The following is a 24,015-nucleotide window of genomic DNA, read 5'->3' as shown; positions in this document are numbered from 1 at the left end:
CTTGAAACTTGAAACCTGGAACCAGCAAATAAAAACGAATAACTGAAATAAAATGAATTTTAAACGATTGAAAAACACGTTTTACATCTTGTTGACTTCGGTCATTTTTGGAGCATGTTCCGGAAAAGGAACTGTCACGATAGTGGCCGAGCAAAGTACGCCGCGCGAAAAATATGCGGTTGAGTGCTTATCTTCCGGGCTGACAGATGCCGGATACCAGGTCGAAGTCGTTTCCGGGATTCAGGAGACCAAAGATCGGACAATTATGATTCAGCAGATTGAGAAAGAACCGGCTGATCAGGCGATTTCCCTGTCCGAAGAAGCTTATACCATCGAAAGCAAGGGAAACACGATCTGGTTGAAAGCGACCGGAACATCAGGCCTTTTGTACGGCTGTCTTTATTTGTCCGACGAGCTGAAGAAGAACGGCAAGTTGCCCAAAACCATCAAGCTGACCGACCAGCCGGAGATGGTGATGCGCGGGACCTGTATTGGCTTGCAGAAAACCGTTTATTTGCCCGAACGTCACGTGTATGAATATCCGTATACACCGGAAAGTTTTCCCTGGTTTTACGATAAAGCGTTATGGATTAAATACTTGGATATGATGGTGGAGAACCGCTACAACGCGCTTTACCTGTGGAACGGTCATCCCTTTGCTTCACTGGTGAAACTGGCTGATTATCCGTATGCCGTTGAAGTGGATGATGAAACCTTCGAAATGAACAAAGAAATATTTGCGTTCCTGACCGAAGAAGCCGATAAGCGCGGCATCTGGGTTATCCAGATGTTTTACAATATCATCGTTTCAAAACCTTTTGCCGAACATCACGGCCTGAAAACCCAGGACCGTAGCCGGCCGATCATCCCGGTAATTGCCGACTATACCCGCAAGTCAATTGCCGCTTTCATTGAAAATTATCCGAATGTAGGCTTACTGGTTACCTTGGGTGAGGCCATGAATACGATTGAGGATGATGTGGAATGGTTTACCGAGACCATCATTCCCGGCGTGCAGGACGGGCTGAAAGCTTTAGGCATTGAAAATGAACCCCCCATTGTATTGCGCGGCCACGATACCGATGCCGGTAAAGTGATGGATGCCGCCTTGCCGATTTACAAAAACCTGTACACCATGTTCAAGTACAACGGCGAATCGCTGACCACCTATGAGCCGCGCGACTCGTGGGAAACCAACCATACGGTGCTCAGCAGCCTGGGATCGGTGCATATTTCCAATGTGCATATTTTGGCCAACCTGGAGCCCTTCCGCTACGGATCGCCCGATTTCATTCAGAAAAGCGTACAGGCCATGCACAATATACAGGGAGCTAATGGCCTGCATTTGTACCCCCAGGCTTCGTACTGGGATTGGCCTTACACGGCCGATAATACCGATGAACGCCTGCTGGAAATGGACCGCGACCGGATTTGGTACGATGCCTGGGCCCGCTATGCCTGGAATTCAAATCGTGACCGCAACGACGAAATCAAATACTGGACTGGGGAACTGGGCGATTTTTACGGATGCGGAAATGAGGGGGCAAACATTCTGAAAGCCTATGAAGAAACCGGCGAGATTGCACCGAAATTGCTTCGTACCTTCGGCATTTCCGACGGCAACCGGCAAACCCTGTTGCTGGGTATGTTTATGGGACAATTGGTAAATCCGCATAAATATCATGTGTATTCAAACTTCTGGACATCAAGCGGCCCGGTGAAGGAGGTGTTGCCGGAATATGCCGCCAAAGAATTTAAGGGTGAGGCCCATGTGGGCGAAACACCCCCGCAAATTATTGCTGAAGTGGTCATGCATGGCGCGCTGGCTGTTGAAGCCATTGATAAAGCCGCGCCCAAAGTGGGCAAAAACAAGGACGAGTTTGAACGCCTGAAAAATGACGTATACTGCTACAATGCGTTCGCCAATCATTTTGCCGAAAAGGTGAAAGCCGCCATGCTGGTGCTCAACTACAAATATTCGAATGACGTGACCGACCTGGAAGCTGCGGTTCTGCATCTCGAAAAAAGCATGGAGTATTTTAACGACTTGGTTAATCTCACGAAAGATACTTACCTGTATGCCAACAGTATGCAAACAGCCCAGCGCCGCATTCCCATTTCAGGAGTTGACGGGACCAATAAAACCTGGGTTGAAATGCAGCCACACTATCAGGCTGAGTTGGAAAACTTCAAACGAAACCTGAACATGCTGAAAAACAAAGGAAATGCCGGCGAAATGCAGCAGCGGAAAGTTTTCGAACCGGCGCAGGTTACCATCCTCAATCCGGCGGTAAAAAGGTATGTGCTGAAACCGGGACAACAGGTTTACAGCGACAATAAAGCAGTTATCGAAGCGGTAGCCGAAGAGTTGCAAAACCTTTCCGGCGTTCAGCTTTCCGACAAACAACAGCAGGAAACCGGGACAGTGCTAAAGTTTAGAACAGATAAACCAGTGAAAATACTGGTGGGCTATTTCAATACCAACAGCTATTCGGTTTTGGAACCGCCGACGCTTGAAACTAATGCCAATGCCAACGACCGCGGTCAGGCCGATATAAAAATTGCCAATGCCATGCTGATTCCCGGACTGTACCCGGTAAACGTGTACAATTACCATTACGAGGCCGGTGAGCATGAACTCATCCTTGGCAAAGGCAGGGCGCTGATTCTCGGTTTTATCGACGGGACAGAAGAAATCCCGATTCACGATGCCGGCATGACCAAGGATGAAGACGGCCCGGCGGTGGACTGGCTTTTCTATTAGAAGGTTAGAAGATTAGAGTATTAGAATGTTAGAATAACGGTAGTTGAAAGCGATAGCATATGATGTGCGAAAAAAATATGGTTTGGAAAATGAATAAATTTTTAGTTAGAGTTGAATTTTAAACTGAAGCGCGGCCTATTTTTATCAAAAGCGAAATCAAACTAAAAGCATAGTGCAAGCGGGAAGTTCCGACGATAGGAGGAAATCACCCGCTGAACTTAGCTTTTAGAAAGGATGGAGCTTACAGATAAAAATCAGCCTTGACCTTTTTGTTTACTTTTTGTGTCAAGACAAAAAGTAAAATCCGTCTGATAAGACATGGTATTCTATAAGAAGGACAGAATCAGTTGTGATTGACTTTCAGAAAAATAAACATTATGAGAAAAATTTTGTGGAGTTTACTGCTCGTGTTGGGTGGATTAAGTTTGAAGGCGCAGGAGATCAACCTGAAACTTTGGTACAACCAACCTGCTGCTAACTGGAACGAGGCGCTTCCCATCGGGAACGGTCGTATGGGGGCCATGATTTACGGCACCACCGGCATTGACCAAATTCAATTGAATGAAGAAACGGTGTGGTCGGGCGGGCCAAACAGCAATGTCGATCCCGAAAAGGCATCATTACTTCCCCGGCTGGTTGACTTGTTCTTTCAGGGCAAATACCAGGAGACCGACGATTTGGCCAACGCCGAAAAGCTCTCGCTGAACAGCGGCATGATGTATCAGCCAGTGGGCAACCTCTGGCTGACTTTCCCGGGGCACGAGCAGGTGAACAATTACTACCGCGAGCTTGATATCGCCAATGCTTCATCAAAAGTAACTTATCAGGTGGGCGGTGTGACTTACACCCGCGAATACCTGGCTTCGCTCGATAACCAGACCATCATGGCCCGGCTGACGGCCGGTCAGGGCGGAAAGATCAACTGCACGCTGGGCATGAACTGCGACTTGCGCAGCCGCATCCAGGTGGAGAAAGACTCGATCATCCGCCTCTCGGGCATTACCGACGACCACGAAGGCGTATTGGGACAAGTCCGTTTCGAAGCCCTGGTGAAGCCGGTTTTAAAAGACGGCGCATTGTTGTTGAGTGATAAGCAGCTCGGCATAAAAGATGCAACGGAAGCGACAATCTACATTTCCATTGCTTCAAACTTCAAAAGTTATCAGGACATCAGCGGCGATGGATTGGTCAGGGCTTCCTCGATATTGAAAAAGGCGCTGGGCGACGATTTTGATGCGGCCAAAGCCAAACACGAAGCGATTTATCATAGCTACTTCAACCGGGTATCGATCGATCTGGGCGAAACCGCGGCCGCGAAACTTCCAACCGATCAGCGGGTGGAACAGTTTAGAGGCGGCGACGACCCGCAACTGGTCAGCCTGTATTTCCAGTTTGGCCGTTACCTGATGATTTCGGCCTCGCAGCCGGGTACGCAGCCTATGAACCTGCAAGGCATCTGGAACGACCGCGTGACTCCGCCCTGGGACAGCAAATACACCACCAACATCAACGCCGAAATGAATTACTGGCCGGCCGAACTGACCAACCTGTCGGAACTGCACGAGCCCTTCCTGACGATGGTGAAAGAGCTTTCGCAAAGCGGACAGGAAACTGCCCGAAAGTTATACAACGCCCGCGGGTGGGTGCTTCACCACAATACCGACATCTGGCGCGTTACCGGCCCGGTCGACTGGGCCCGTTCAGGCCTCTGGCCAACCGGAGGCGCCTGGCTGTGCCAGCACCTGTGGGAACGCTACCTGTACACCGGCAATCAGGACTTTTTAAAAGAAGCTTACCCGGCCATGAAAGGGGCGGCGGAGTTTCTGCTCGATATTTTGATTGAAGAACCAACTAACGGTTGGCTGGTGATCGGCCCTTCGGTGTCGCCGGAAAATGCTTACCTGCCTAAAATCAACGTGGGTGTGGGTAACACGATGGACAACCAGCTGGTGTTCGACCTGTTCTCGAATGTCATTCAGGCCTCGGAAATCCTGGACACCGATCAGGCTTTTGCCGACTCGCTGGCAGCAGCCAAAGACCGCCTGCCGCCCATGCAGATCGGGCAGCACAGCCAGTTGCAGGAATGGATCAAAGACTGGGACCGCGTGGACGACAAGCACCGCCATGTATCGCACCTTTATGCTCTGTATCCAGGCAATCAGCTCTCGCCTTTCCGTACGCCAAAACTGTTTGAAGCTGCACGAAACTCGCTTGTTTACCGGGGCGACGAATCCACCGGCTGGTCGATGGGCTGGAAGGTGAACCTCTGGGCCCGCTTCCTGGACGGCAATCATGCCCTGAAAATGATTGGCGATCAGCTGTCGCCGTCGTTACGTAATGAAAGGGGTAAGGAATCGGGCGGTACCTATCCAAACCTGCTCGATGCCCATCCGCCTTTCCAGATCGACGGCAACTTTGGGTGTGCCGCCGGTATTGCCGAAATGCTGATGCAAAGCTACGACGGTTTTATTTATGTACTTCCTGCTTTGCCCGACCGCTGGCAGAAAGGCCAAATCAACGGACTGAAAGCGCGCGGCGGTTTCGAAGTGGACCTGAGTTGGGAGAAGGGGCAAATCAAAACATTAACTGTCCATTCATCCCTGGGCGGCAATTGCCGCATCCGGGTGAAACAACCGCTTCGCCCGGTTGACGGGGTTCTGCTGACAGTAGCAAAGGGAGGCAACTCCAATCCGTTTTATCCAATCAACGAGATTAAAGACCCGCTGATTTCACCAAAAGCCAGACTGAAGGGGGTGAAATTACCGAAAACTTTTCTTTACGACTTTCAAACCGAAGCCGGTAAGAGCTACACGTTTGAACTGAAAAAATAAGATTACCGGAAAAACAGAACGATGATGGATAATTTGGGGCGGAACAGCCGGAGATGGTTACAGTTACTTTTGATGATTCTTTTGACGGGAATTTTTTTTTCTTGTTCACGGACCGGGGAACCCGGTATTCGGCGCGAGCAATTGCTGAATGCGGATTGGTTTACCGTAGCTGATGATTCGTCATCAGCTGCATTTACAGGCTTTCAGCAACCTGATTTTGTGGTTGATGGCTGGCAACAGGTAGATGTTCCCCATAACTGGGACGATTACGGGGGCTATCGTCGTCTTCGACACGGAAACCGGCATGGTTATGCCTGGTACCGCAAAACCTTCAGTGTAGAACAACCGCGGCCGGATAAACAGTATTTTCTATGGTTCGAAGGTGTCGGATCGTATGCCACCGTTTGGCTGAACGGCGATTCGGTTGGTTATCATGCCGGAGGACGCACATCGTTTACGCTGGACGTGACCGATTTTATTCAACCTGAAAGTGAAAACCTTTTGGCCGTTCGCGCCGACCATCCGGCCGATATTCGCGATTTGCCCTGGGTGTGCGGCGGTTGCAGTCCCGAGTGGGGTTTTTCGGAAGGAAGCCAGCCCCTGGGAATTTTTCGCCCGGTACATCTGATCACCACTGATCCGGTGCGTATTGAGCCGTTTGGCGTCCACATCTGGAACGATGAAAACATTTCGGAAAAAGAAGCTGCGCTTCATCTCACGACAGAAGTAAAAAACTACCGTCAACGTGAAGTTTCGATCCGGGTGGTGAACAGTTTGAAAGACAATAAAGGCAAGGTCGTCACCCGGGATGAAGAGGAAATTCGTCTTGCTGCCGGGCAGATGGACACTATCCGGCAGACATTCGACCCGGTGAAAAATCCGCGTTTGTGGTCGCTCGAAGATCCGTATTTGTACACCGTCCACACCGAATTATTTGAAAATGGGCAGTTGGTGGATGAGCTGAAAACCCCCTGCGGCATTCGCTGGATCAAATGGGACATTTTTGGTGAGGACCCGACCAACCGGTTCTACCTGAACGGAAAGCCTGTTTTCATTAACGGAACGGCTGAGTACGAACACCTTACCGGGCAGAGCCATGCTTTTTCAGATGAACAGGTGCTGGCCCGCGTGGAACAGGTACTGACTGCCGGTTACAATTCGTTTCGCGATGCCCACCAACCCCACAACCTGCGCTATCATCCCGAGTGGGACCGCCACGGTATTTTGTGGTGGCCACAAATGGCTGCCCATATCTGGTTCGATAATCCGGACTTTCGCCAAAACTTTAAACAGCTGTTGACCGACTGGATCCGGGAACGGCGCAACAGTCCCTCCATCATCCTGTGGGGACTTGAAAACGAAAGCACCCTGCCTGCCGATTTTGCCGAAGAATGTTCCGACCTGATCCGGAAACTCGATCCGACCGCTTCCAAACAACGTTTAATCACTACCTGCAACGGGGGTACCGGCACCGACTGGAATGTCATTCAAAACTGGTCGGGTACTTATGGCGGCAATCCCGATTTGTATGCCGAAGAAATTTCCAGCCAGTTGCTTAACGGCGAATATGGCGCATGGCGAAGCGCCGGCTTGCACACCGAAGGCGAATTCGACCAGAATGGCCTGTACAGCGAAGACCGTTTTAATCTGCTCATGGAATCAAAAATTCGCCTGGCCGAGTCGGTCAGCGACCTATGTTGCGGACAGTACCACTGGCTGTTCAGCTCACACGAAAACCCCGGGCGTACGCAGGGTGGGGAAGGCGTGCGCGGGCTGGACCGTCTCGGGCCGGTCAATTACAAAGGCATTATGACCATTTGGGGAGAACCGCTGGACGCCTGGTATATGTACCGGGCCAATTATGCACCCAAACAAACCGAACCGATGGTTTACATCGTGTCGCACAGCTGGCCCGATCGCTGGCTCGAACCTGGTGTGAAAAACGGCATCCGTGTCTTTTCCAATTGCGAAGAAGTGGAACTGTTCAATGGCGTGAAATCCCGTTCATTCGGACGGAAGTCAAATCCCGGCAGGGGGCGCCATTTTATATGGAATGAGGTGGATGTTCAAACGAATGTTTTATATGCCGAAGGATATGTAAACGGGAAAAAGATGGCCGAAGATTACATCGTGTTGCACCATTTGCCGGTGGCCGAAGGCATTGAAAAGCTGGCCGAAAAGGTGGAACCGCTGACTTCAGGAGCCGACCGGAATTACCTGTACCGCGTAAATTGCGGCGGTCCGGACTATGTTGATACAGATGGCCATACCTGGATGGCCGATGTGCGAAAATCAGATGAAAAATCGTGGGGGAGCCGTTCGTGGACGGACGATTACGACGGACTTCCGGCGTTTTACGGCAGTCAGCGGCAGTCGTACGACCCGGTGCAGGGCACGCTCGACTGGCGGCTTTTACAAAGCTACCGGTATGGCCGGCACAAACTTTCGTACGAATTTCCGGTCCCCGACGGCGAGTACCAGGTAGAATTGTTCTTTACGGAACCCTGGTACGGCAAAGGCGGCGGACTGGATTGCAGCGGCTGGCGCTTATTTGATGTGGCGGTGAACGATGAGGTGATGCTGAAAAAGCTGGATATCTGGAGCGAGGCCGGTGTTGGCCGGATGCTGAAGAAAATGCTTCACGCTAAGGTTACCGGCGGAAAGCTGAAGATCTCTTTCCCGAAAGTGGATGCCGGGCAAGCCGTGATTTCGGCAATAGCCGTTTCAACCGCCGGGAAAACTGTAAAACCTGCCCCGGCCTCGGAAAGGTTGTTGTCGGGCGACGCGCCGGACCTGTTTGCTGCCAAAACCTGGCTCAACACAGGCGACAAATGTTTTGCGGATGCCGAAGCGTGTTTTGCAGCCCTTCCTTCTGAACTGTACGGGGCGGAATGGTTGCAGCCGGCCACCGAAAATGGTTTTTCACCAGACCGGCTAAAGTCGCTTAAAATTACTGCCGATGCTGACTTGTATTTCGCCCTGAAGGATTCAGTGGAAGCGCGTGACGGTTTCAAATACCATCCTGAATATGTAAAAATAAACCAAAACAGCGGAACGATCTGGCACATATACCGCAAGCGTTTCTCCGCTGGTGAAGCAATACAATTCCCCAATGCCGGATCCGGGCTGATGATGCTGGCGGCTGTCCCGGTAACCAAGCTCGACGATGCCATCGACTTGCGCGAAACGGTGACGTACCGGGTAGAGGATGCCACGCTTGCAGGCAAAAGCCGGAAAACCGAGCTGGCCGGAAAGGAAGGCATACTTCTTTCCGGGAAAAACGATGCGGTGAGCTGGCAATTTTCGGTTGGCCTGGCTTCGAAATACGGGCTGGAAATCCGTTATCTGAACCCGGCCGAAAAATCCTTGATGGTAGAAATGAGCATTGTGAGCCGCGACGGTCGGGTCATGTGGCAGGGACCGCTGGAGTTTCTGCCATCGGGCGGGAAGCTGAAAAGCTTGCGCACCGATACGCAAACTACCATCAACGCAGGAACTTATACTATCCGGTTCAAATTGCTCGACGGCGGACCAATCGGTTTCAACTTCCTGAAAATTCAGTAGTCTGGCTTTCAACTATTAAAACGATTATTCACAAAGAATATGAAACAAACGAATTATCAACTCTACGACTTTCTGGACTTTGATCCCAACCTGATCGGGGACGAAAGCTTGTGGAAAACCTGCATGCCCGTTGATGTCCGGGCGGACGGGACAGATGTAGTTTTTGACATTCCCTTTCAGAAACAATTGCCGGGAAACGATATTCATCCGGATCTGACTGCTGAATGCAAGACGTTTCAACTGAAGTTGAGGGCCTATGGCGATAAAATCCTGCGCCTGTCAGTGGCTTTTGAGGGGCAGTCCATGCCCGATTCGGAAATGTTGGCGATTGACCCGGGATTGAAAATTGTACCCTTGTCTGTTGAAATAAGCGCTGATGAATGGATTGTAAAAGATGCCAACGGGATCATCCGGGCCCGGCACAACCGGAAGCCAATAGCCATTGATCACTGGAGCGATTTACTGCCTTCCCCGAGCGAAACGCTGGAAATGACTTTTCTGCCTGATGGGAATAAGGAAGTTGAGCTGAGCGCTTACGACCAGTTTTTCCCGGCCCGCCACGATGCCTTTGCGCTGGCTTGTGTGGAGCGGGAAGGACAGTGGCACCGAACCACCATGTCGTTTCATGCCGGAGCGGATGAAAAATTTGTTGGCACCGGCGAACGCTTCACCAAAATGGATTTGTCCGGCCACACCTTCCAACTAAAAAATCAGGACGGTCAGGGGGTGAACAACCGCCGTACCTACAAAAATATTCCGTTTTACCTGTCAAGCCGGATGTATGGCTTGTTTATGCATACCACGGCACATAGCAAGTTTTCGCTGGCCGATCATTCCACCCGTTCGGTGCAGCTGCTTACCGAAGAACCGGCAATGGATGTGTTCCTGATCGGCGGAAATACTCCGGAGGATATATTGTACGAATACCGTCGCCTGACCGGTTTTCCCACCATGTTGCCACTTTGGAGTTTCGGTACCTGGATGAGCCGCATGACCTATTTTTCGGCTGATGAGGTGGAGCAGATCTGCGACCGGTTGCGAAAAGAAGATTTCCCCTGCGACGTGATCCACCTCGATACCGGCTGGTTTCGAACCGACTGGCTGTGCGAGTGGAAATTCAACCCCGAGCGCTTCCCCGAACCGGAAAAATTTATCCGCAAACTTCGGGGCGATGGCTTCAAAGTAAGTCTTTGGCAGATGCCATATATTGCCGCCAAAGCCGAACAGCACGATGAGGCGTTGGAAAACAAATACATGTGCATCCTGAAAAAGACGGAAAAACAGGGCGGATCCAATTTCAGCGCGCTGGATTATGCCGGAACCATCGATTTTACTTACCCAAAAGCGGTGGAATGGTACAAGGATCTTCTTCGTAGCCTGCTGAATATGGGGGTGGTTTGCATCAAGACCGACTTTGGAGAAGATATCCACCTGGATGCGGAATATCACGCCATAAAGCCCGAACTGCTCAACAACCTGTATGCGTTGCTGTATCAAAAAGCGGCTTTCGAGGTTACGAAAGAAGTTACCGGTGACGGCATTGTTTGGGCACGTGCCGGATGGGCGGGTTGCCAGCGCTATCCCCTGCACTGGGGCGGCGATTCGGCCTGCTCGTGGGACGGTTTGGCCGGTTCGCTGAAAGGCGGCCTGCACATTGGTTTGTCGGGCTTTGGCTTTTGGAGCCACGATGTGCCCGGATTTCACGGTGTGCCCGATTTTATGAATTCGGTGGTTCCTGATGATCTGTATGTTCGCTGGACCCAGTTTGGCGTGTTTTCGTCGCACCTCCGGTATCATGGCACCTCAAAACGCGAACCCTACGAATATCCGGCCATCACCGGAATTGTGCGCAAGTGGCTGAAGCTGCGTTACGCGCTGATCCCGTATTTGCAGGAACAAAGCGAGAAGACAACAAAAACAGGTTTCCCGGTGCTGCGGGCGCTGATTTTTCATCATTCAGATGATAACATGTGCTGGCATATCGACGATCAGTATTATTTCGGTGATGATTTTTTGGTGGCCCCGGTGATGAACAGCCAAAACCTTCGCGATGTCTATCTGCCCGAAGGAACCTGGGTGAACCTGTTTAATGGAAAAATGACCGAAGGGAACTGTTGGCTGAAAGGTTTTGAATGCCCGCTTGACGAAATGCCCGTTTGGGTGAAGTACGGCGCACAGGTCCCGGTTTATCCGCATCCGGTAAGCAATACCGATGAGATAGACCTGTCAAAAACTGTTTCTTTGAAATTTGATGAAAACTACTGCGGAATAGCCGACCGTGTTTTAACTGGAATATGGGACGGAAAGATTAACGATTAATGAAGGAGAGTCTTTGGGCAGAAGATATTAATTGTCAATTAAATAATCAATATTGAATGATCAATTTCCAATGTCGAAGAAACTGGTACTCTTGAAATTTGGAACTTGAAACTGGAAACCCGAAACGAATATGAAAACCTGGAAAACCAACTGGGAAGAATCCCAAAAAAGATACATCGACTGGTGGAACGGAAAAGGCATTGTGCTGAGCATGTGGGAACACCTGCAAAAAGATGGTGTCCCGCATGAAGTGGTTCCTCTGCCCGCACCGGCCCGCGACCTGCAGCAATTGTGGTTCGACCCGCAATGGCGGGCTGCAAACCTGCATGATCAGCTGTCGCGCAGCTCGTTTAAGGCCGACATCCTGCCGGTGGCCAACACGCACCTGGGGCCGGGCTCACTGGCTGCCATGATGGGTGCGGCGCTCGATGGTGGTGAGGATACCATCTGGATCAAACATGTGGAAGGCAAAGAGCTGAACCTCACGTTTCATGAAAATGACCCGTATTGGAAATTGCACGAAGATTTGCTGAAAGCCTGCAAAGCCAACTCGGCCAGCCGCTACTATGTGGGTTGCCCCGATTTGGTGGAAGGACTGGATGTGCTGGCCAGCATCCGCGGGACCAGCGAAGTGATGATGGACATGATCATGGATCCCGAAGGGCTGGAGCGACAGTTACAGCAAGTAAACGACGTGTACTTCGAAGTGTTCGACCGCATTTACAACATCATCCGCGAAGGCGATGAGATGGCCTTTTGCTATTTCTCGATCTGGGGGCCCGGCAAGGTTTCCAAGCTTCAATGCGACCTGTCCATCATGATTTCGGAAGACGATTACCGGCGTTTTGTTCAGCCGTATATTTGGGAGCAATGCCGGAAAATCGATTACACGCTTTACCACCTGGACGGCGTGGATGCCCAACGCCACCTGGACGCCTTACTTGAAATTGACGAACTGAACGCCATTCAGTGGACACCCGGAGTGGGGCAGCCCCAGGGGGGCAATCCCTGCTGGTACAATTTGTATAAACGCATGTTGGCCGGCGGTAAGTCGGTGATGGCCAACTGGGTGACCCTTGACGAACTGGAACCGCTGCTGGATAACGTTGGGAACCAGGGGCTGCATCTCAATGTCGATTTCAAATCGGAAAATGAGATTGATCAGGCTTTGAAGATTGTGGAGAAATACCGGTAAGAACCGGCTTCTGGCTAACGGTTACTGGCCATTGGTCATTGGATAATTGGTCATTGCAGCTTGGGGCATGGAGCATGGAGCTTGGAGTTAAAAAGCACCTGAGTAAAACCGCGACTCAATACTGGGACTGAATACTTGTACTTTTCCCGGTCACTGGTCATTGGATAAATTTTTTGGAACTTGGAACTTGAAACTTGGAATTTGAAACTTTTTTTATATGCTTCGATTAGGAATTTTAGGCTTGGGAGAAGGGCGCAGCACCATGTCGGCAGCCCTGAAAAGTGAAAAATGGAAGTTGCATACGATTTGTGATCGCAACGAAGAATTGTGCAAACAACGGGCAAAGGAGTTCGGTTTTCATCGTTATACGACAGACTACCAGGATATGCTGGAGGATCCGGAGATTGACGTGATTGGTATTTATACGCCTGACCACCTTCATGCTACCCACATAAAAATGGCCCTGCAGCATGGCAAGCACGTGGTATGCACCAAGCCGCTGCTCGATTCGCTGGATGAGGCAGCCGAATTGCTGGCTGTTTCGGCGCAAACCGGCAAGAGGGTTTTTGTAGGACAAAGTTCCCGTTTTTTTGAACCGATGAAACGGCAACGGGCTGATTTTGATAACGGTGACATCGGGCAGCTGGTCACCGTGGAGGCGCATTACAATGCCGATCACCGCTGGTTTTTAGGCAAAGGCTGGTCGTTACAGGAAAGTTTCCGGTGGCTTTTTGGCGGATTGAGCCACCCGGTTGACCTGGTGCGCTGGTACCTGCCCAATCTTGACGAAGTAATGGGCTACGGCATGCTGAGTCCGAACGGGGCTGCCGGCGGACTGAAAAATGATGACACCATGCACTTCATTTTCAAAGCTGCCGACGGGCGTATTGCCCGGGTAAGCGGAACCTATTCGTGCCCGGTCCAGCCAACGGTCCGCGAAAGCGAGATGAGCTGTATCCTGCGCGGGACAGAAGGTTGCAGCCAGGCCGACTACATGGACCTGCGCTATGCCATTACCGATAAAACCGGCGAAGAAAAACTGATCACCTTTGACGAAAAACTGAAATATTATTTTCGTTTTGAAGGAAAATCCCATCATGCCGGCGAGTACCAGAATTACCTTGAATATTTTGCCGATTGCCTGGAAAGCGGTCAAACAGCCTATCCCGACCTGCGGGAAGGCATCGGAACCATTGCGGTGCTGAAGGCCATGCAACTGTCACTGGAAACGGGTTTGCCGGTAAAGATAAAGGATTCGCTGAAAGACATTTCGTTTTAAAACCCAAACTAAAAACCTGACTAATCACCTTAAACAAACAACATGGAAAGTATCAATAGTTTTTTACAACCCATTGATTTTATTGTCGTAGCCCTGTATCTGCTTGTGCTGATCGCCATTGGCTACTGGGTAAGTTTTGTAAAAAAACGCGAAGAAGGTGAAAATCTTTTTCTTGCCGGGCGTTCGCTGGGTTGGCCGAGCATCGGGCTGACCATGTGGGGGACAAACGTGGGGCCTTCGATGCTGATTGCCTCGGCCAGTATTGGTTATACCACCGGCGTGGTGGCCGGTAATTTCGGTTGGTATGCCTTTGTCTTTATTTTCTTGCTGGCGATGGTTTTCGCTCCCCGTTATCTGGGAGCCCGCGTGCAAACGCTTCCCGAGTTTATGGGAAAACGTTTCGGAGATTCCACCCGTAATATCCTGGCCTGGTACACGCTCGTCACCATCCTGATTTCGTGGCTGGCCTTGACCTTGTTTGCCGGCGGTATCCTGGTGGGACAAATCCTGGATCTTCCGCTGTGGGTTTCCGTGATCATCCTGGTAATGATTGCCGCCTTTTTTACCATTGCCGGCGGCCTGAAAGCCATTGCCTATACCAACGTGTTCCAGATGGGATTGCTGATTGTTGTTTCGGCTATTTTAACCATTGTCGGTATCATAAAAGCGGGCGGGCCGATGGCCATTTATGAAAATACGCCTTCGCATTATTGGAATCTGTTGCTTCCGGCTGATGATGCCAATTATCCCTGGCTGGCCATTATCCTGGGCTACCCGGTGATGGGCGTCTGGTTTTGGTGTACCGATCAGTCGATGGTGCAGTCGGTACTGGGGGCAAAAAATCTGAAACAGGGACAACTGGGCGCCAACTTTACCGGATGGCTAAAAATTCTGGATGTGGCGCTGTTTATCATTCCCGGGATTACCTGCTTTGTGTTATTCCCGAACCTTTCGAACCCCGATGAAGCTTATATGACGATGGTGACCCGTTTGCTTCCGTCGGGCATGATCGGGATGGTAATGGCCGTACTGATTGCCGCGCTGGTGAGTACCATCGACTCGGCACTTAACTCGCTGAGCACCGTGTTCACGATGGATATTTACGTGAAAAAATATAAGCCGCAGGCTTCGCAAAAGCAGGTCGTTTCGATTGGCCGCATGGTTACCGTTTTGGGGGCCGCCGTTTCCATTGTGCTCACCCTGGCGATCAACAGCATCAAGGGGCTGAACCTGTTCGATATTTTTCAGGCAATCCTTGGATTTATAGCGCCGCCCATGGCCGTAGTCTTCCTGTTTGGAGTGCTGTGGAAACGCACGACTACACGGGCTGTCAATTTTACCTTGTCGTTTGGAACGCTGATCAGTATCGGCACCGGGATTTTTTACCTGTGGATTTTTCCAAAAGAAAGCTACACCTTCTGGCCTCACTTTTTATTGTTGTCTTTTTTCATTTTTGTTTTTCTGGCGGTACTTACTTTTCTGATTTCACTTTCTGAAAAAGAGGCCGAAGCCCGTCCCCATTTCGATTATGGCGACCTTGGCCGACCCAACCGGAAAGTATTGTGGTTGTGGGCCGCCCTGATTGTGGTGATGATTGGCCTGTATCTTCTTTTTAACGGGCATTGAACTTAGTTGTAACCCTGGGTAAGACGCCTGGCAGGAGGCGTCACCCGGGGATGGGGCAGACAGGCAACTGGATAGCAACGGGAAATAACCGGTTACCGATTTTAGCAACAAGCCGCAAGTTCCAATGACCAATGACCAATGACTAATGACTAATGACCAATGACCAATGACTAATGACCAATGACCAAGATGGGAGAAAGCCGCAGTTTTACTTTGGCGCTTTATAAGCAAACAGCAAGCTCCCAACTCCCAACTCCCGACTCCCGACTCCCGGATCCACGCCCCTTGCCCCTTGCCGAATTTATATCTCAAACGGGATGAGAGGTTCGGGATCCGTCTTATTTGATCAGCCCCCGCTCGCGGTACCGTTGGATGTATTTTTGGTCCAGATCCTCTGAATCCTGGTATTTTACCCGGAGTTCGGCCAATTGTTCTTTCAGTTTATCAACCACTTCGGCATAAGCCGGGTCGTGATACACGTTTTTTAGTTCGAACGGGTCGTTTTTCCGGTCGTACAATTCCCATTCATCCACATCAAAATAGAAATGGGCCAGTTTATATTCGGTGGTTACGATGCCGTAATGCCGTTTAACCATGTGGAAACCCGGGTATTCGTAGTAATGGTAATACACGGCGTCGCGGTTCCAGTTTTCCTTTTGGCCTGTCAGCAGGGGGATCAGGCTTTCGCCCTGCATGTCGTTGGGTTTGGGAAGGCCGGCAGCCTCGAGGAATGTTTGGGCAAAGTCGAGGTTCTGCACCATTTCGTTCGATGTTGATCCGGCTTTTATTTTGTCGGGCCAGCGAAACAGCAGGGGTGTTTTAAACGATTCGTCGTATATAAAACGTTTGTCAAACCAGCCATGTTCGCCCAGGTAAAATCCCTGGTCGGAGGTATAAACCACGATGGTATTTTCGCTTAAGCCGTTTTGATCCAGATAGTCCAGTACCCGGCCTACATTTTCATCCACCGAAGCGATGCAGGCCAGGTAATCCTGCATGTAACGCTGGTATTTCCAACGCATCAGGTCGTCGTCGGTCATGTTGGGGTAAGCTTTTTTAAACGCTTCATTTATTGGTTGATAAATGGCGTCGTACTGCTTTTTTTGCTCTTCGTTCAGCCTCGAATATTTCTGCAGAAAAACATTTTTACCCCAGTTCGACGATTCTTTGATGCCGAGTTCTTCGGCCACTTCCGGGTAGATTTTATTATCGGCCGAAATGGTCATGTGGTGAAGCAGGTTCATTTCAGCCGTTTTGGCGGCAGTTCCGCGACCCTCGTAATTGTCGAACAGTGTTTCCGGTTCGGGGAAGGTTTTCTTCGTGAATTCTTTGTAATGCCGTTCGGCCGGGATCCATTCGCGATGCGGGGCTTTATGCAGGTACATCAGCAGGAAGGGCTGATCTTTTTTTCGGCGTGTTTTTAACCAGTCGAGGGTGAGGTCGGTAATGATATCGGTTACGTAGCCGTTAATTACCGTATCTCCTTTGTTGGTGATGAAGTCGGGGTTATAGTAATCGCCCTGGTCGGGCAAAATCATAAATTCATCAAATCCTTTCGGGTTGTTGCCAAAATGTAACTTGCCAAACATGGCAGTTTGATAACCGGCTTGTTGAAAGAGTTGAGGGAAGGTGACATTGGTGGTGTCGAACGGGAAAACATTATCTACCTTACCGTGCAGGTGGGTATGTTTCCCGGTCAGGATGGTGGCCCGTGACGGCGCACAAATGGAATTGGTGACACAGGCATTCGTAAATAACATGCCTTCTTTGGCCAGCCGGTCGATGTGGGGAGTCTCGATCAGTTTGTTGCTGTATGCGCTGATGGCCTGGTAGGCATGATCGTCGCTCATGATAAACACAATGTTCGGACGCCGGGGTTCAGCTTCCCGGCTTGTACATGCGAAAAGGCTTAAGGCTCCCAGTCCAAATACGGCAATGGCTTTTCCTTTTATTGTTTGTTTTTCCATCAGATTGGTTTTACGGGGTTAAACATGGGAAAGAATCTTGCCCGAAGAATGACGTTTTTGCCCCGGGCAGGATCTTTCTAAAGTTAATTTGTTTGCGGGTTGATCGCATTATTTCAGTGTAAATTTTTCTTTCATCGTACTTTCGGAACCGGCGCCAACAAAAACTTCAAATTCTCCCGGCTCGGTTACAAAATTCATATCCTGATGATAAAAGCCCAAATCGTCGGTTGTTAGTTTGAAGCTTACTTTTTGGGTTTCACCCTTACCAATGGCCACTTTCTCAAACCCTTTCAGTTCTTTCAGGGGCCGGGTAACCGAGGCTACCAGGTCGCGCAGGTATAACTGGACCACTTCTTCGCCATCATAATCACCTGTATTGCTTACTTCTACCGAAACTTCCAGTTCTTCTCCGCCGGTTAATTCGTTACGGCTTAACTGAAGGTTTTTGTATTCGAAGGAGGTATAACTCAGTCCATATCCAAAAGGATATAAAGGCGAGTTTGGAACATCGAGGTAGTATGATTCGAATTTTTTGAATTCCTCGGTTGCTCCGGGTCTGCCGGTATTTCGGAGGTTATAGTAGATCGGGATCTGTCCGGCGTTGCGCGGAAAAGTCATGCTCAGTTTTCCCGAGGGATTGTAGTCGCCAAACAGGACATCGGCGACCGCATGTCCTGCTTCTATCCCCGGATGCCAGGTCAGCAGAATGGCGTCCGCCAGTTCGTTTTCTTCTTCCATTGCCAACGGACGGCCGCTCATAAGTACCACCACCAAGGGTTTCCCGGTTTTGGCAAGCGCGCGGAGCAGTTTTTTCTGACTTTCGGGCAGGCTGATGTCTGTCCGGCTGCTCGATTCGCCGCTCATCTCGCTTGCTTCGCCAATAACGGCGACAAGTACGTCGGCTTTTGCCGATACCGAAAGCGCCTCCTGGAGCATGGTTTCGGGGCTGCGTTCGTCAATTTCGATGCGGGGGCCAAACACGTTGATTTTTTTTGCAAACTCCGGGTCGTCGGCAATATTGGCGCCTTTGGCGTACAGGATGTTCAGCTTATCGCCGGCTACATTTTTTATTCCGGTTAAAACAGGAACGGAGTTTTGCGGGTTGCCCGAAACTGCCCAGGTGCCCAGCATGTTGTTTTTATTGTCGGCCAAAGGTCCGATCAGGGCAATGGTTCCTGATTTTTTCAAGGGTAATGTGTTGTTTTCGTTTTTCAGCAGCACAAACGAACGGGCGGCTGCATCGCGCGCGGCTTTCCGGGTTTCGGCAGTCAGTATTTCTTTTTCGGGGCGCGATTCGTCAATATAACGGTACGGATCGTCAAATAGTCCCAGCTTGTATTTTGCTTCGAGAACGCGGCGGCAGGCCTGGTTGATGTCCTGTTCGGAGACGAGCCCTTCTTCCAGCGATTTTCCGAGGGTGGTGAGGAACCCTTCGCCAACCATATCCATATCCAAACCGGCTTTCAGTGCCAGGGCCGAAACGGCCTGAAGATCGCCCATGCCGTGGGCAATCATTTCGTTGACCGAGGTGTAATCTGAAACCACAAAGCCATCAAATCCCCAGGCGGTGCGCAACAGGTCGGTCAGCAGCCATTTGTTGCCGCTGGCCGGCACGCCGTCGACATCGTTAAACGACGACATGACGCAGCCCGCGCCGGCATCGATGGCCGCTTTGTAGGGTGGGAGATAGTCGTTGTACATGCGCAGGCGGCTCATGTCTACCGTGTTGTAATCGCGGCCGGCTTCGGAGGCGCCGTAAAGGGCAAAATGTTTCACGGTAGCCATCATCGTGTTTGGTTGTGTCAGGTCGTCGCCCTGGTAACCCTTCACCATGGCCACCGCAATTTTGGAGCCCAGGTAAGGATCTTCGCCCCCGCCTTCGGCAACCCGTCCCCATCGCGGGTCGCGCGAAATATCCACCATGGGGGAGAAGTTCCAGTTCAGACCGTCGGCGGTTGCTTCAGTCGCTGCCACCCGGGCTGTTTTTTCAATCAGTTTCATATCCCAGCTGCACGAGAGGCCCAGGGGGATCGGGAAGGTGGTTTTAAACCCGTGAATCACATCCGAACCGAACAAGAGCGGAATTTTCATCCGGCTTTCGTTGACGGCCATTTCCTGCGTCATTCTTACTTTTTCGGGCCCGGTCACTCCAAATACGCCTCCTACCCGGCCCGCTTTAATTTTGGCTTCCACATCGGTACTCACCGCTGCGCCGGTGGGGATTCCGCCCCCGGGAGTGATCAGGTTCAACTGTCCGATTTTTTCATCCAGGGTCATCCGGTCCATCAGTTTACTGATGAATGCGTCCATCTCCGCATCTCTCGATGCCTTTTCCTTTACTCCACAGCCGGATAATATCCAAATGGCTATTAAAAAAATTACTAATTGTTTCATATGCGTTATTTTATTCAACCTTTAAAATCTTTGATCTTCCTGATATGCCGTTTTCGTTAAAGGCTTCGATTGCAAAATAGTATTCCTGATCGGTGGTCAAACATTTTAGTTCCAACGAATGCTGATCGTAAACCATCCAGGAATTGTATAACTTGTCGGGAGATATTCCCCATAAGATATTGTATCCCTGGCAATTATCCTGTTTTTCCCAGTTGATCAGCGCGTCGCGGCGGTCATCGTAACGTTTCACCGTGAGGTTTTTGACTGTTTTGGGCGCTTTCCCTTCACCTTTTCCAAATACCCGTAATCCGGAAATGGCCAGGTGGGGAGTAGGTGCGTGAATGTTGTTATAACGAATGTACCTGACTGTTTTCGGGATGCCCAGCTCCACGTAATCGTTGGGCGTGTCTTTATAGCTTTTGCTTTTGTCAATTAAGGTTTCCCAACGTTTGCCGTCTGCCGAACCTTCAATGACATAGCGGTGAAACAGTCCGGGAATCCGGCCATACATGTCTGAGCGGTAATCGGCGTAGTTCAGCTGGATGGCATAAACGGCGGCCGGATTGATCAGATCAATTTCAATCCACTGCTGATCGTTGTTTTCACCGGCAAGCCAGAACGATTTTGAATTTTCATCCACAACATTTTCGGGGCGGTACCCGTCTGATTGCGACGAGGCTTTAACCGGTTTATTGTACGAAAGCAGCATCCAGCCGGCAAATGTTCCGGCTTTTCCGGTAACAGCCGGCGCAAAATGCGGGTAATCGCCAAAAGCGGTGTTGCTGTACATCAATCCGTCCCGGTCGAAATAGGTCGGGAACATGCAGATGCGCCTTTCCCAGCCAATTGTTACGGCCAGCGCCATGCTCGAGAAGTGCCAGAACAGGCCATCGGGACCATCAACGGTACTTCCATGCCCCGCTCCGTTCATATATCCGCCCGGTTTATAACTGAAGGGGTTATTGGGCATGTATGAATAAGGCCCCAGGGGCGAATCGCTGATGTAGGCGCCATCGCCATACACGTTGAATTCGGTGCCGGGTGCGGCGTATTGCAGGTAATACTTGTTGTTGTATTTGGTCATCCAGGGACCTTCAATATAACCGCCTAGAACCGTGTCGGAATGGTTTTCGCCGAAACGCTCCCAGCCGTGTTTCTCCGGGTTGAGGTTAAAGAGTTCGTACACTTCTTCCGACGGACGGAAACGAAGGTTTTTTTCCAATGTACGGGCCCTGATCGGGAATTTGTTTGAAGAACCCCAGAACATGTATCCTTTCCCGTCGTCGTCAATAAAAAGCGCAGGGTCCTGAAGTTGGTTCAAAATTCCGGGCGTGGCTTTCCAGTTTCCCCTTTTGGGGTCGTCGGTATATAAAACACTCATCGAACCGGAGGGATCGCCTGCTACATACAGGACTGAATCTTTATAATTGAAGGCAGCCGGAGCATTACTTCCCTGAAAATACCACTTTTCGGGTTCAATGAAATTCCAGTTTAATAAATCGGTGGAATGCCAATAACCCATGGAGCGGGTAACAAACATATAATATTCGCCCCTGAACTCAACAACTGCCGGATCGGCCCCCGATCGGTAGGAGAGATCTTTATGGGCATTGTAAATCATGTAGGTATAGTCAATGTTGATCGGGTTACAGTAAGTCTGCTTCTGAGCTGCAACAAACTGGTATCCCAAGAGGATTATCCCGATGCAGGCGAATAATTTTTTCGTCATTTTTATATTGATGATGATCCTCATAATTCTTTAATCCGGATGTTACGGAATTGCACCAGGCTGGATGCACCCTGCAGTTTCCCTGTTTTTTCGTTGATCCCGCCATGATGCTGCAAGCCAATACGGCCTGCTTTATCCAATCCCGGGTACAAGGCATTGTTGATCACGGTGATACCATTGTTGACCACTGTAATCCGGTCGCCAATGACTGTAATGTCGAAAGCATTCCACTGGCCAACCGGTTTGTCGGCATTTTCGGTTGGCACTGCTGCTGCCCGTACTTCGGCCGGGAGCGACTGGTTGTTTCTGACAGACCACAATTCTCCCGACCCGACGGACCAGCACCAGAGGTTCGCCTGACCGACATCTTTCAACAAGATTCCCGAATCAGAATTTGGCCTCAACGGCTCGATAATTTTTCCGTTTTCATCGCGTAAATATTCGCCGTTTGGCAATATGGTCGGAAGCGGGAACAGGTGGTCGCCGTAACCTTTAAAACGCCATTCAATGTGCAGTTCGAAATTCCGGTATTCTTTTTCTGTCCATAGGTTTTTATCGCCTTTTGCTTCCGATCGGGCATCGTAGTCAATGACGCCGTCAATGACGGACCAATGACCGTTGTCACCTTCCGGGATGATCCACCCGGTCAAATCTTTGCCGTTAAACAATTTGGTGTAGCCCTCTGCTTCAAACTGTGTTTTCACCTGTGCCAAAGCAAGGGTAGAAAAAAGAAACAGACTCACTGTGGTTAAAATGCAAATTCGTCTCATGATTTTTTTATTTATCGGATTACGGTTTTCATCAATCATCAATCATCAATCATCAATGTTAGTTCCCATCCCTGGCGGCATACCCGCGAGAGGTACTGGTTGGCTTCGGGCAAATTGGTTACGGTCATCAGCTTGTTATCCCATTCCAGCCGGTCGTCCATACGAATGGCCAGGTTGCCCAGGCAGATGGCTTCGGCTACCGTTTGTACCTGCTCAAAACTTCCCCTCGACGGTTTTCCACCTTTAAAGGCGCGGATCATTTCAGTGGTCTGGTCAATCAATTCAAGTTCAGGAATTTTGATTGAAGATACGACCTCATCATCTTTTACATCCAGCAAAACAGGATTTTCATAGCCGTAATTTGCCAGGATGCTCCCGCGCTCACCGATGAACATGACGCCATCCTGTGGCATTTTTAGTCCTTTTTGAACGAGCGATTTTGGCGTTGGAGGTTTTATCCCGCCTTCGTGCCAAAATACATCGATCATCTGGCCGGTATCGTCGACCGGCACTTCCCAGTAAAGTGTTGCCGCATGAGGATAACTCAATTCATTTTTCACCCAGCCGCTTTTGAAATCCCGGATTTCGCAGGTGAAGCTTGATGCGCCTTCGGCGGTAACCGGCATTCCCAGGTTTAACATCCGCCAGTCTTTCCAAAAGCCGTAATAGCCCATATCGGCCAGGCACCCGGCGCCAAATTCGTACCAGCCGCGAAACGCCGTGTGCGTGTAATCGGGCGAATAGGGTCTGTCGGTTGAAGGCCCCAGCCAAAGCTGCCAGTCAAACCCCTCGGGGATTTGTTTTTCTTCGGGCAGGTAGGGCGAGCCCTGCGGCCACATCGGGCGGTTTGTCCAGCGGTGCATCGCCTTCACTTTGCCAATGATACCGCTGTCAATCCATGCTTTCAGCTTGTAAAGTTCGGCCGGATCCTGGAATGCAAAACATTGCGTAGCCAGCCCGGTTTTTTTGGCCTGATTACATGTCAGGCGGATTTCGTCCATAAAGTTGCCAATTGGCTTATGGGTGGCAACCTTTAATTTTTTCTTCATGGCAGCCAGCGCAATGGTGGCATGAAGGTGGTCAGGGGTCATGATAAAAACGGCGTCGAGTCCGCTTTCTTTTTCCAGTTGCTCCCTAAAGTCGGCATAAACGGTACAGCCCTTATAGGAATGACTCCCATGCAGTTGAGCGTAATAATCGTTGATGTGCTTTCTGCCAATCTCGCGGCCGCCGGGAGCGCCCTGTTTTTCGCCCATTGGCCGTCCCCACAAGGGGTAGTCGTAACTTTCGCGGTTGGGGTCGCACACCGAAATAAACTGCAACTCGTCGCGTTTCAGCCAATCCGGAAGTTGTTTTAGGGCCTGTGTGCCGGAGCCGATTAGAGCCACATGGATTTTATCGCTGGGAGCAACCCGTTGCCGGCCGCCCATTACATGGGCAGGAACAATGCTCAATCCCAAACCTGCAGCAGTGGTCTGAGAAATAAATTTTCGTCTGTTTAGATTCCTTTTTTGTGCCATGTTTTTCGTTTTTTAGTTTGCCGGTTGAATTGATCAATCTCTTTTCTGAGCGGTTCC

General features: G+C 50.4%; 12 protein-coding genes. 7 read left to right on the top strand and 5 right to left on the bottom strand.

From position 1 onward, the window contains the following. Positions 1 to 52: 52 nt before the first annotated feature. From ACOIT5_RS21805 to ACOIT5_RS21775, 7 genes are all read left to right on the top strand, one after another. Positions 53 to 2,764 (top strand): alpha-d-galacturonidase, encoded by a 2,712-nt coding sequence (locus ACOIT5_RS21805; RefSeq protein WP_423128278.1) that lies wholly within the window; start codon positions 53 to 55, stop codon positions 2,762 to 2,764. A 377-nt stretch (positions 2,765 to 3,141) separates the two neighbouring features. Then, a complete protein-coding gene (locus tag ACOIT5_RS21800) occupies positions 3,142 to 5,595 on the top strand; it encodes a glycoside hydrolase family 95 protein (RefSeq protein WP_423128277.1) in 2,454 nt (817 codons plus the stop codon). Between the two features lie 21 nt (positions 5,596 to 5,616). Further along, entirely contained in the window at positions 5,617 to 9,159 is a 3,543-nt protein-coding gene (locus ACOIT5_RS21795; protein ID WP_423128276.1) for a malectin domain-containing carbohydrate-binding protein, read from the top strand. A gap of 39 nt (positions 9,160 to 9,198) precedes the next feature. Then, positions 9,199 to 11,478: an alpha-xylosidase gene (locus tag ACOIT5_RS21790; protein ID WP_423128275.1), complete on the top strand. Its 2,280-nt coding sequence runs from the start codon at positions 9,199 to 9,201 to the stop codon at positions 11,476 to 11,478. A gap of 130 nt (positions 11,479 to 11,608) precedes the next feature. Further along, positions 11,609 to 12,673 carry a hypothetical protein gene (locus ACOIT5_RS21785; RefSeq protein ID WP_423128274.1) on the top strand — a complete coding sequence of 355 codons (1,065 nt, stop codon included), beginning with the start codon at positions 11,609 to 11,611 and terminating at the stop codon, positions 12,671 to 12,673. Between the two features lie 217 nt (positions 12,674 to 12,890). After that, positions 12,891 to 13,952: a Gfo/Idh/MocA family protein gene (locus tag ACOIT5_RS21780; RefSeq protein WP_423128273.1), complete on the top strand. Its 1,062-nt coding sequence runs from the start codon at positions 12,891 to 12,893 to the stop codon at positions 13,950 to 13,952. A gap of 42 nt (positions 13,953 to 13,994) precedes the next feature. After that, complete coding sequence (locus ACOIT5_RS21775) at positions 13,995 to 15,578, top strand: sodium:solute symporter (RefSeq protein ID WP_423128272.1); 1,584 nt, start codon at positions 13,995 to 13,997, stop codon at positions 15,576 to 15,578. Positions 15,579 to 15,916: 338 nt separating this feature from the next. On the opposite strand, the gene ACOIT5_RS21770 is transcribed toward ACOIT5_RS21775, so the two are convergent. The 5 genes from ACOIT5_RS21770 to ACOIT5_RS21750 form a co-directional block, all read right to left on the bottom strand. Next, positions 15,917 to 17,545 (bottom strand): sulfatase family protein, encoded by a 1,629-nt coding sequence (locus ACOIT5_RS21770; protein ID WP_423128271.1) that lies wholly within the window; start codon positions 17,543 to 17,545, stop codon positions 15,917 to 15,919. Between the two features lie 108 nt (positions 17,546 to 17,653). Next, on the bottom strand, positions 17,654 to 19,939 hold the full coding sequence (gene bglX, locus ACOIT5_RS21765) for a beta-glucosidase BglX (protein WP_423128270.1): 2,286 nt from the start codon (positions 19,937 to 19,939) through the stop codon (positions 17,654 to 17,656). Between the two features lie 10 nt (positions 19,940 to 19,949). After that, positions 19,950 to 21,668 (bottom strand): family 43 glycosylhydrolase, encoded by a 1,719-nt coding sequence (locus ACOIT5_RS21760; RefSeq protein ID WP_423128269.1) that lies wholly within the window; start codon positions 21,666 to 21,668, stop codon positions 19,950 to 19,952. Positions 21,669 to 21,688: 20 nt separating this feature from the next. Further along, positions 21,689 to 22,438: a 3-keto-disaccharide hydrolase gene (locus ACOIT5_RS21755; protein WP_423128268.1), complete on the bottom strand. Its 750-nt coding sequence runs from the start codon at positions 22,436 to 22,438 to the stop codon at positions 21,689 to 21,691. A 38-nt stretch (positions 22,439 to 22,476) separates the two neighbouring features. After that, positions 22,477 to 23,958 carry a Gfo/Idh/MocA family protein gene (locus ACOIT5_RS21750; RefSeq protein ID WP_423128267.1) on the bottom strand — a complete coding sequence of 494 codons (1,482 nt, stop codon included), beginning with the start codon at positions 23,956 to 23,958 and terminating at the stop codon, positions 22,477 to 22,479. Positions 23,959 to 24,015 lie beyond the last annotated feature (57 nt).

The sequence above is a fragment of the Gaoshiqia hydrogeniformans genome (genome assembly GCF_049347105.1).
Lineage (GTDB): Bacteria > Bacteroidota > Bacteroidia > Bacteroidales > Prolixibacteraceae > Gaoshiqia > Gaoshiqia hydrogeniformans.
Note: the sequence above shows the minus strand (reverse complement) of the source record. Positions and strands in the feature narration are given on the sequence as shown.

What these genes read in the sequence shown, in the direction of transcription:
- ACOIT5_RS21755 (WP_423128268.1), bottom strand. Translation starts at nt 22,438, where the DNA reads ATGAGACGAATTTGCATTTTAACCACAGTGAGTCTGTTTCTTTTTTCT.
- ACOIT5_RS21785 (WP_423128274.1), top strand. Translation starts at nt 11,609, where the DNA reads ATGAAAACCTGGAAAACCAACTGGGAAGAATCCCAAAAAAGATACATC.
- ACOIT5_RS21770 (WP_423128271.1), bottom strand. Translation starts at nt 17,545, where the DNA reads ATGGAAAAACAAACAATAAAAGGAAAAGCCATTGCCGTATTTGGACTG.
- ACOIT5_RS21750 (WP_423128267.1), bottom strand. Translation starts at nt 23,958, where the DNA reads ATGGCACAAAAAAGGAATCTAAACAGACGAAAATTTATTTCTCAGACC.
- ACOIT5_RS21760 (WP_423128269.1), bottom strand. Translation starts at nt 21,668, where the DNA reads ATGACGAAAAAATTATTCGCCTGCATCGGGATAATCCTCTTGGGATAC.
- ACOIT5_RS21800 (WP_423128277.1), top strand. Translation starts at nt 3,142, where the DNA reads ATGAGAAAAATTTTGTGGAGTTTACTGCTCGTGTTGGGTGGATTAAGT.
- ACOIT5_RS21775 (WP_423128272.1), top strand. Translation starts at nt 13,995, where the DNA reads ATGGAAAGTATCAATAGTTTTTTACAACCCATTGATTTTATTGTCGTA.
- bglX (WP_423128270.1), bottom strand. Translation starts at nt 19,939, where the DNA reads ATGAAACAATTAGTAATTTTTTTAATAGCCATTTGGATATTATCCGGC.
- ACOIT5_RS21805 (WP_423128278.1), top strand. Translation starts at nt 53, where the DNA reads ATGAATTTTAAACGATTGAAAAACACGTTTTACATCTTGTTGACTTCG.
- ACOIT5_RS21790 (WP_423128275.1), top strand. Translation starts at nt 9,199, where the DNA reads ATGAAACAAACGAATTATCAACTCTACGACTTTCTGGACTTTGATCCC.
- ACOIT5_RS21780 (WP_423128273.1), top strand. Translation starts at nt 12,891, where the DNA reads ATGCTTCGATTAGGAATTTTAGGCTTGGGAGAAGGGCGCAGCACCATG.
- ACOIT5_RS21795 (WP_423128276.1), top strand. Translation starts at nt 5,617, where the DNA reads ATGATGGATAATTTGGGGCGGAACAGCCGGAGATGGTTACAGTTACTT.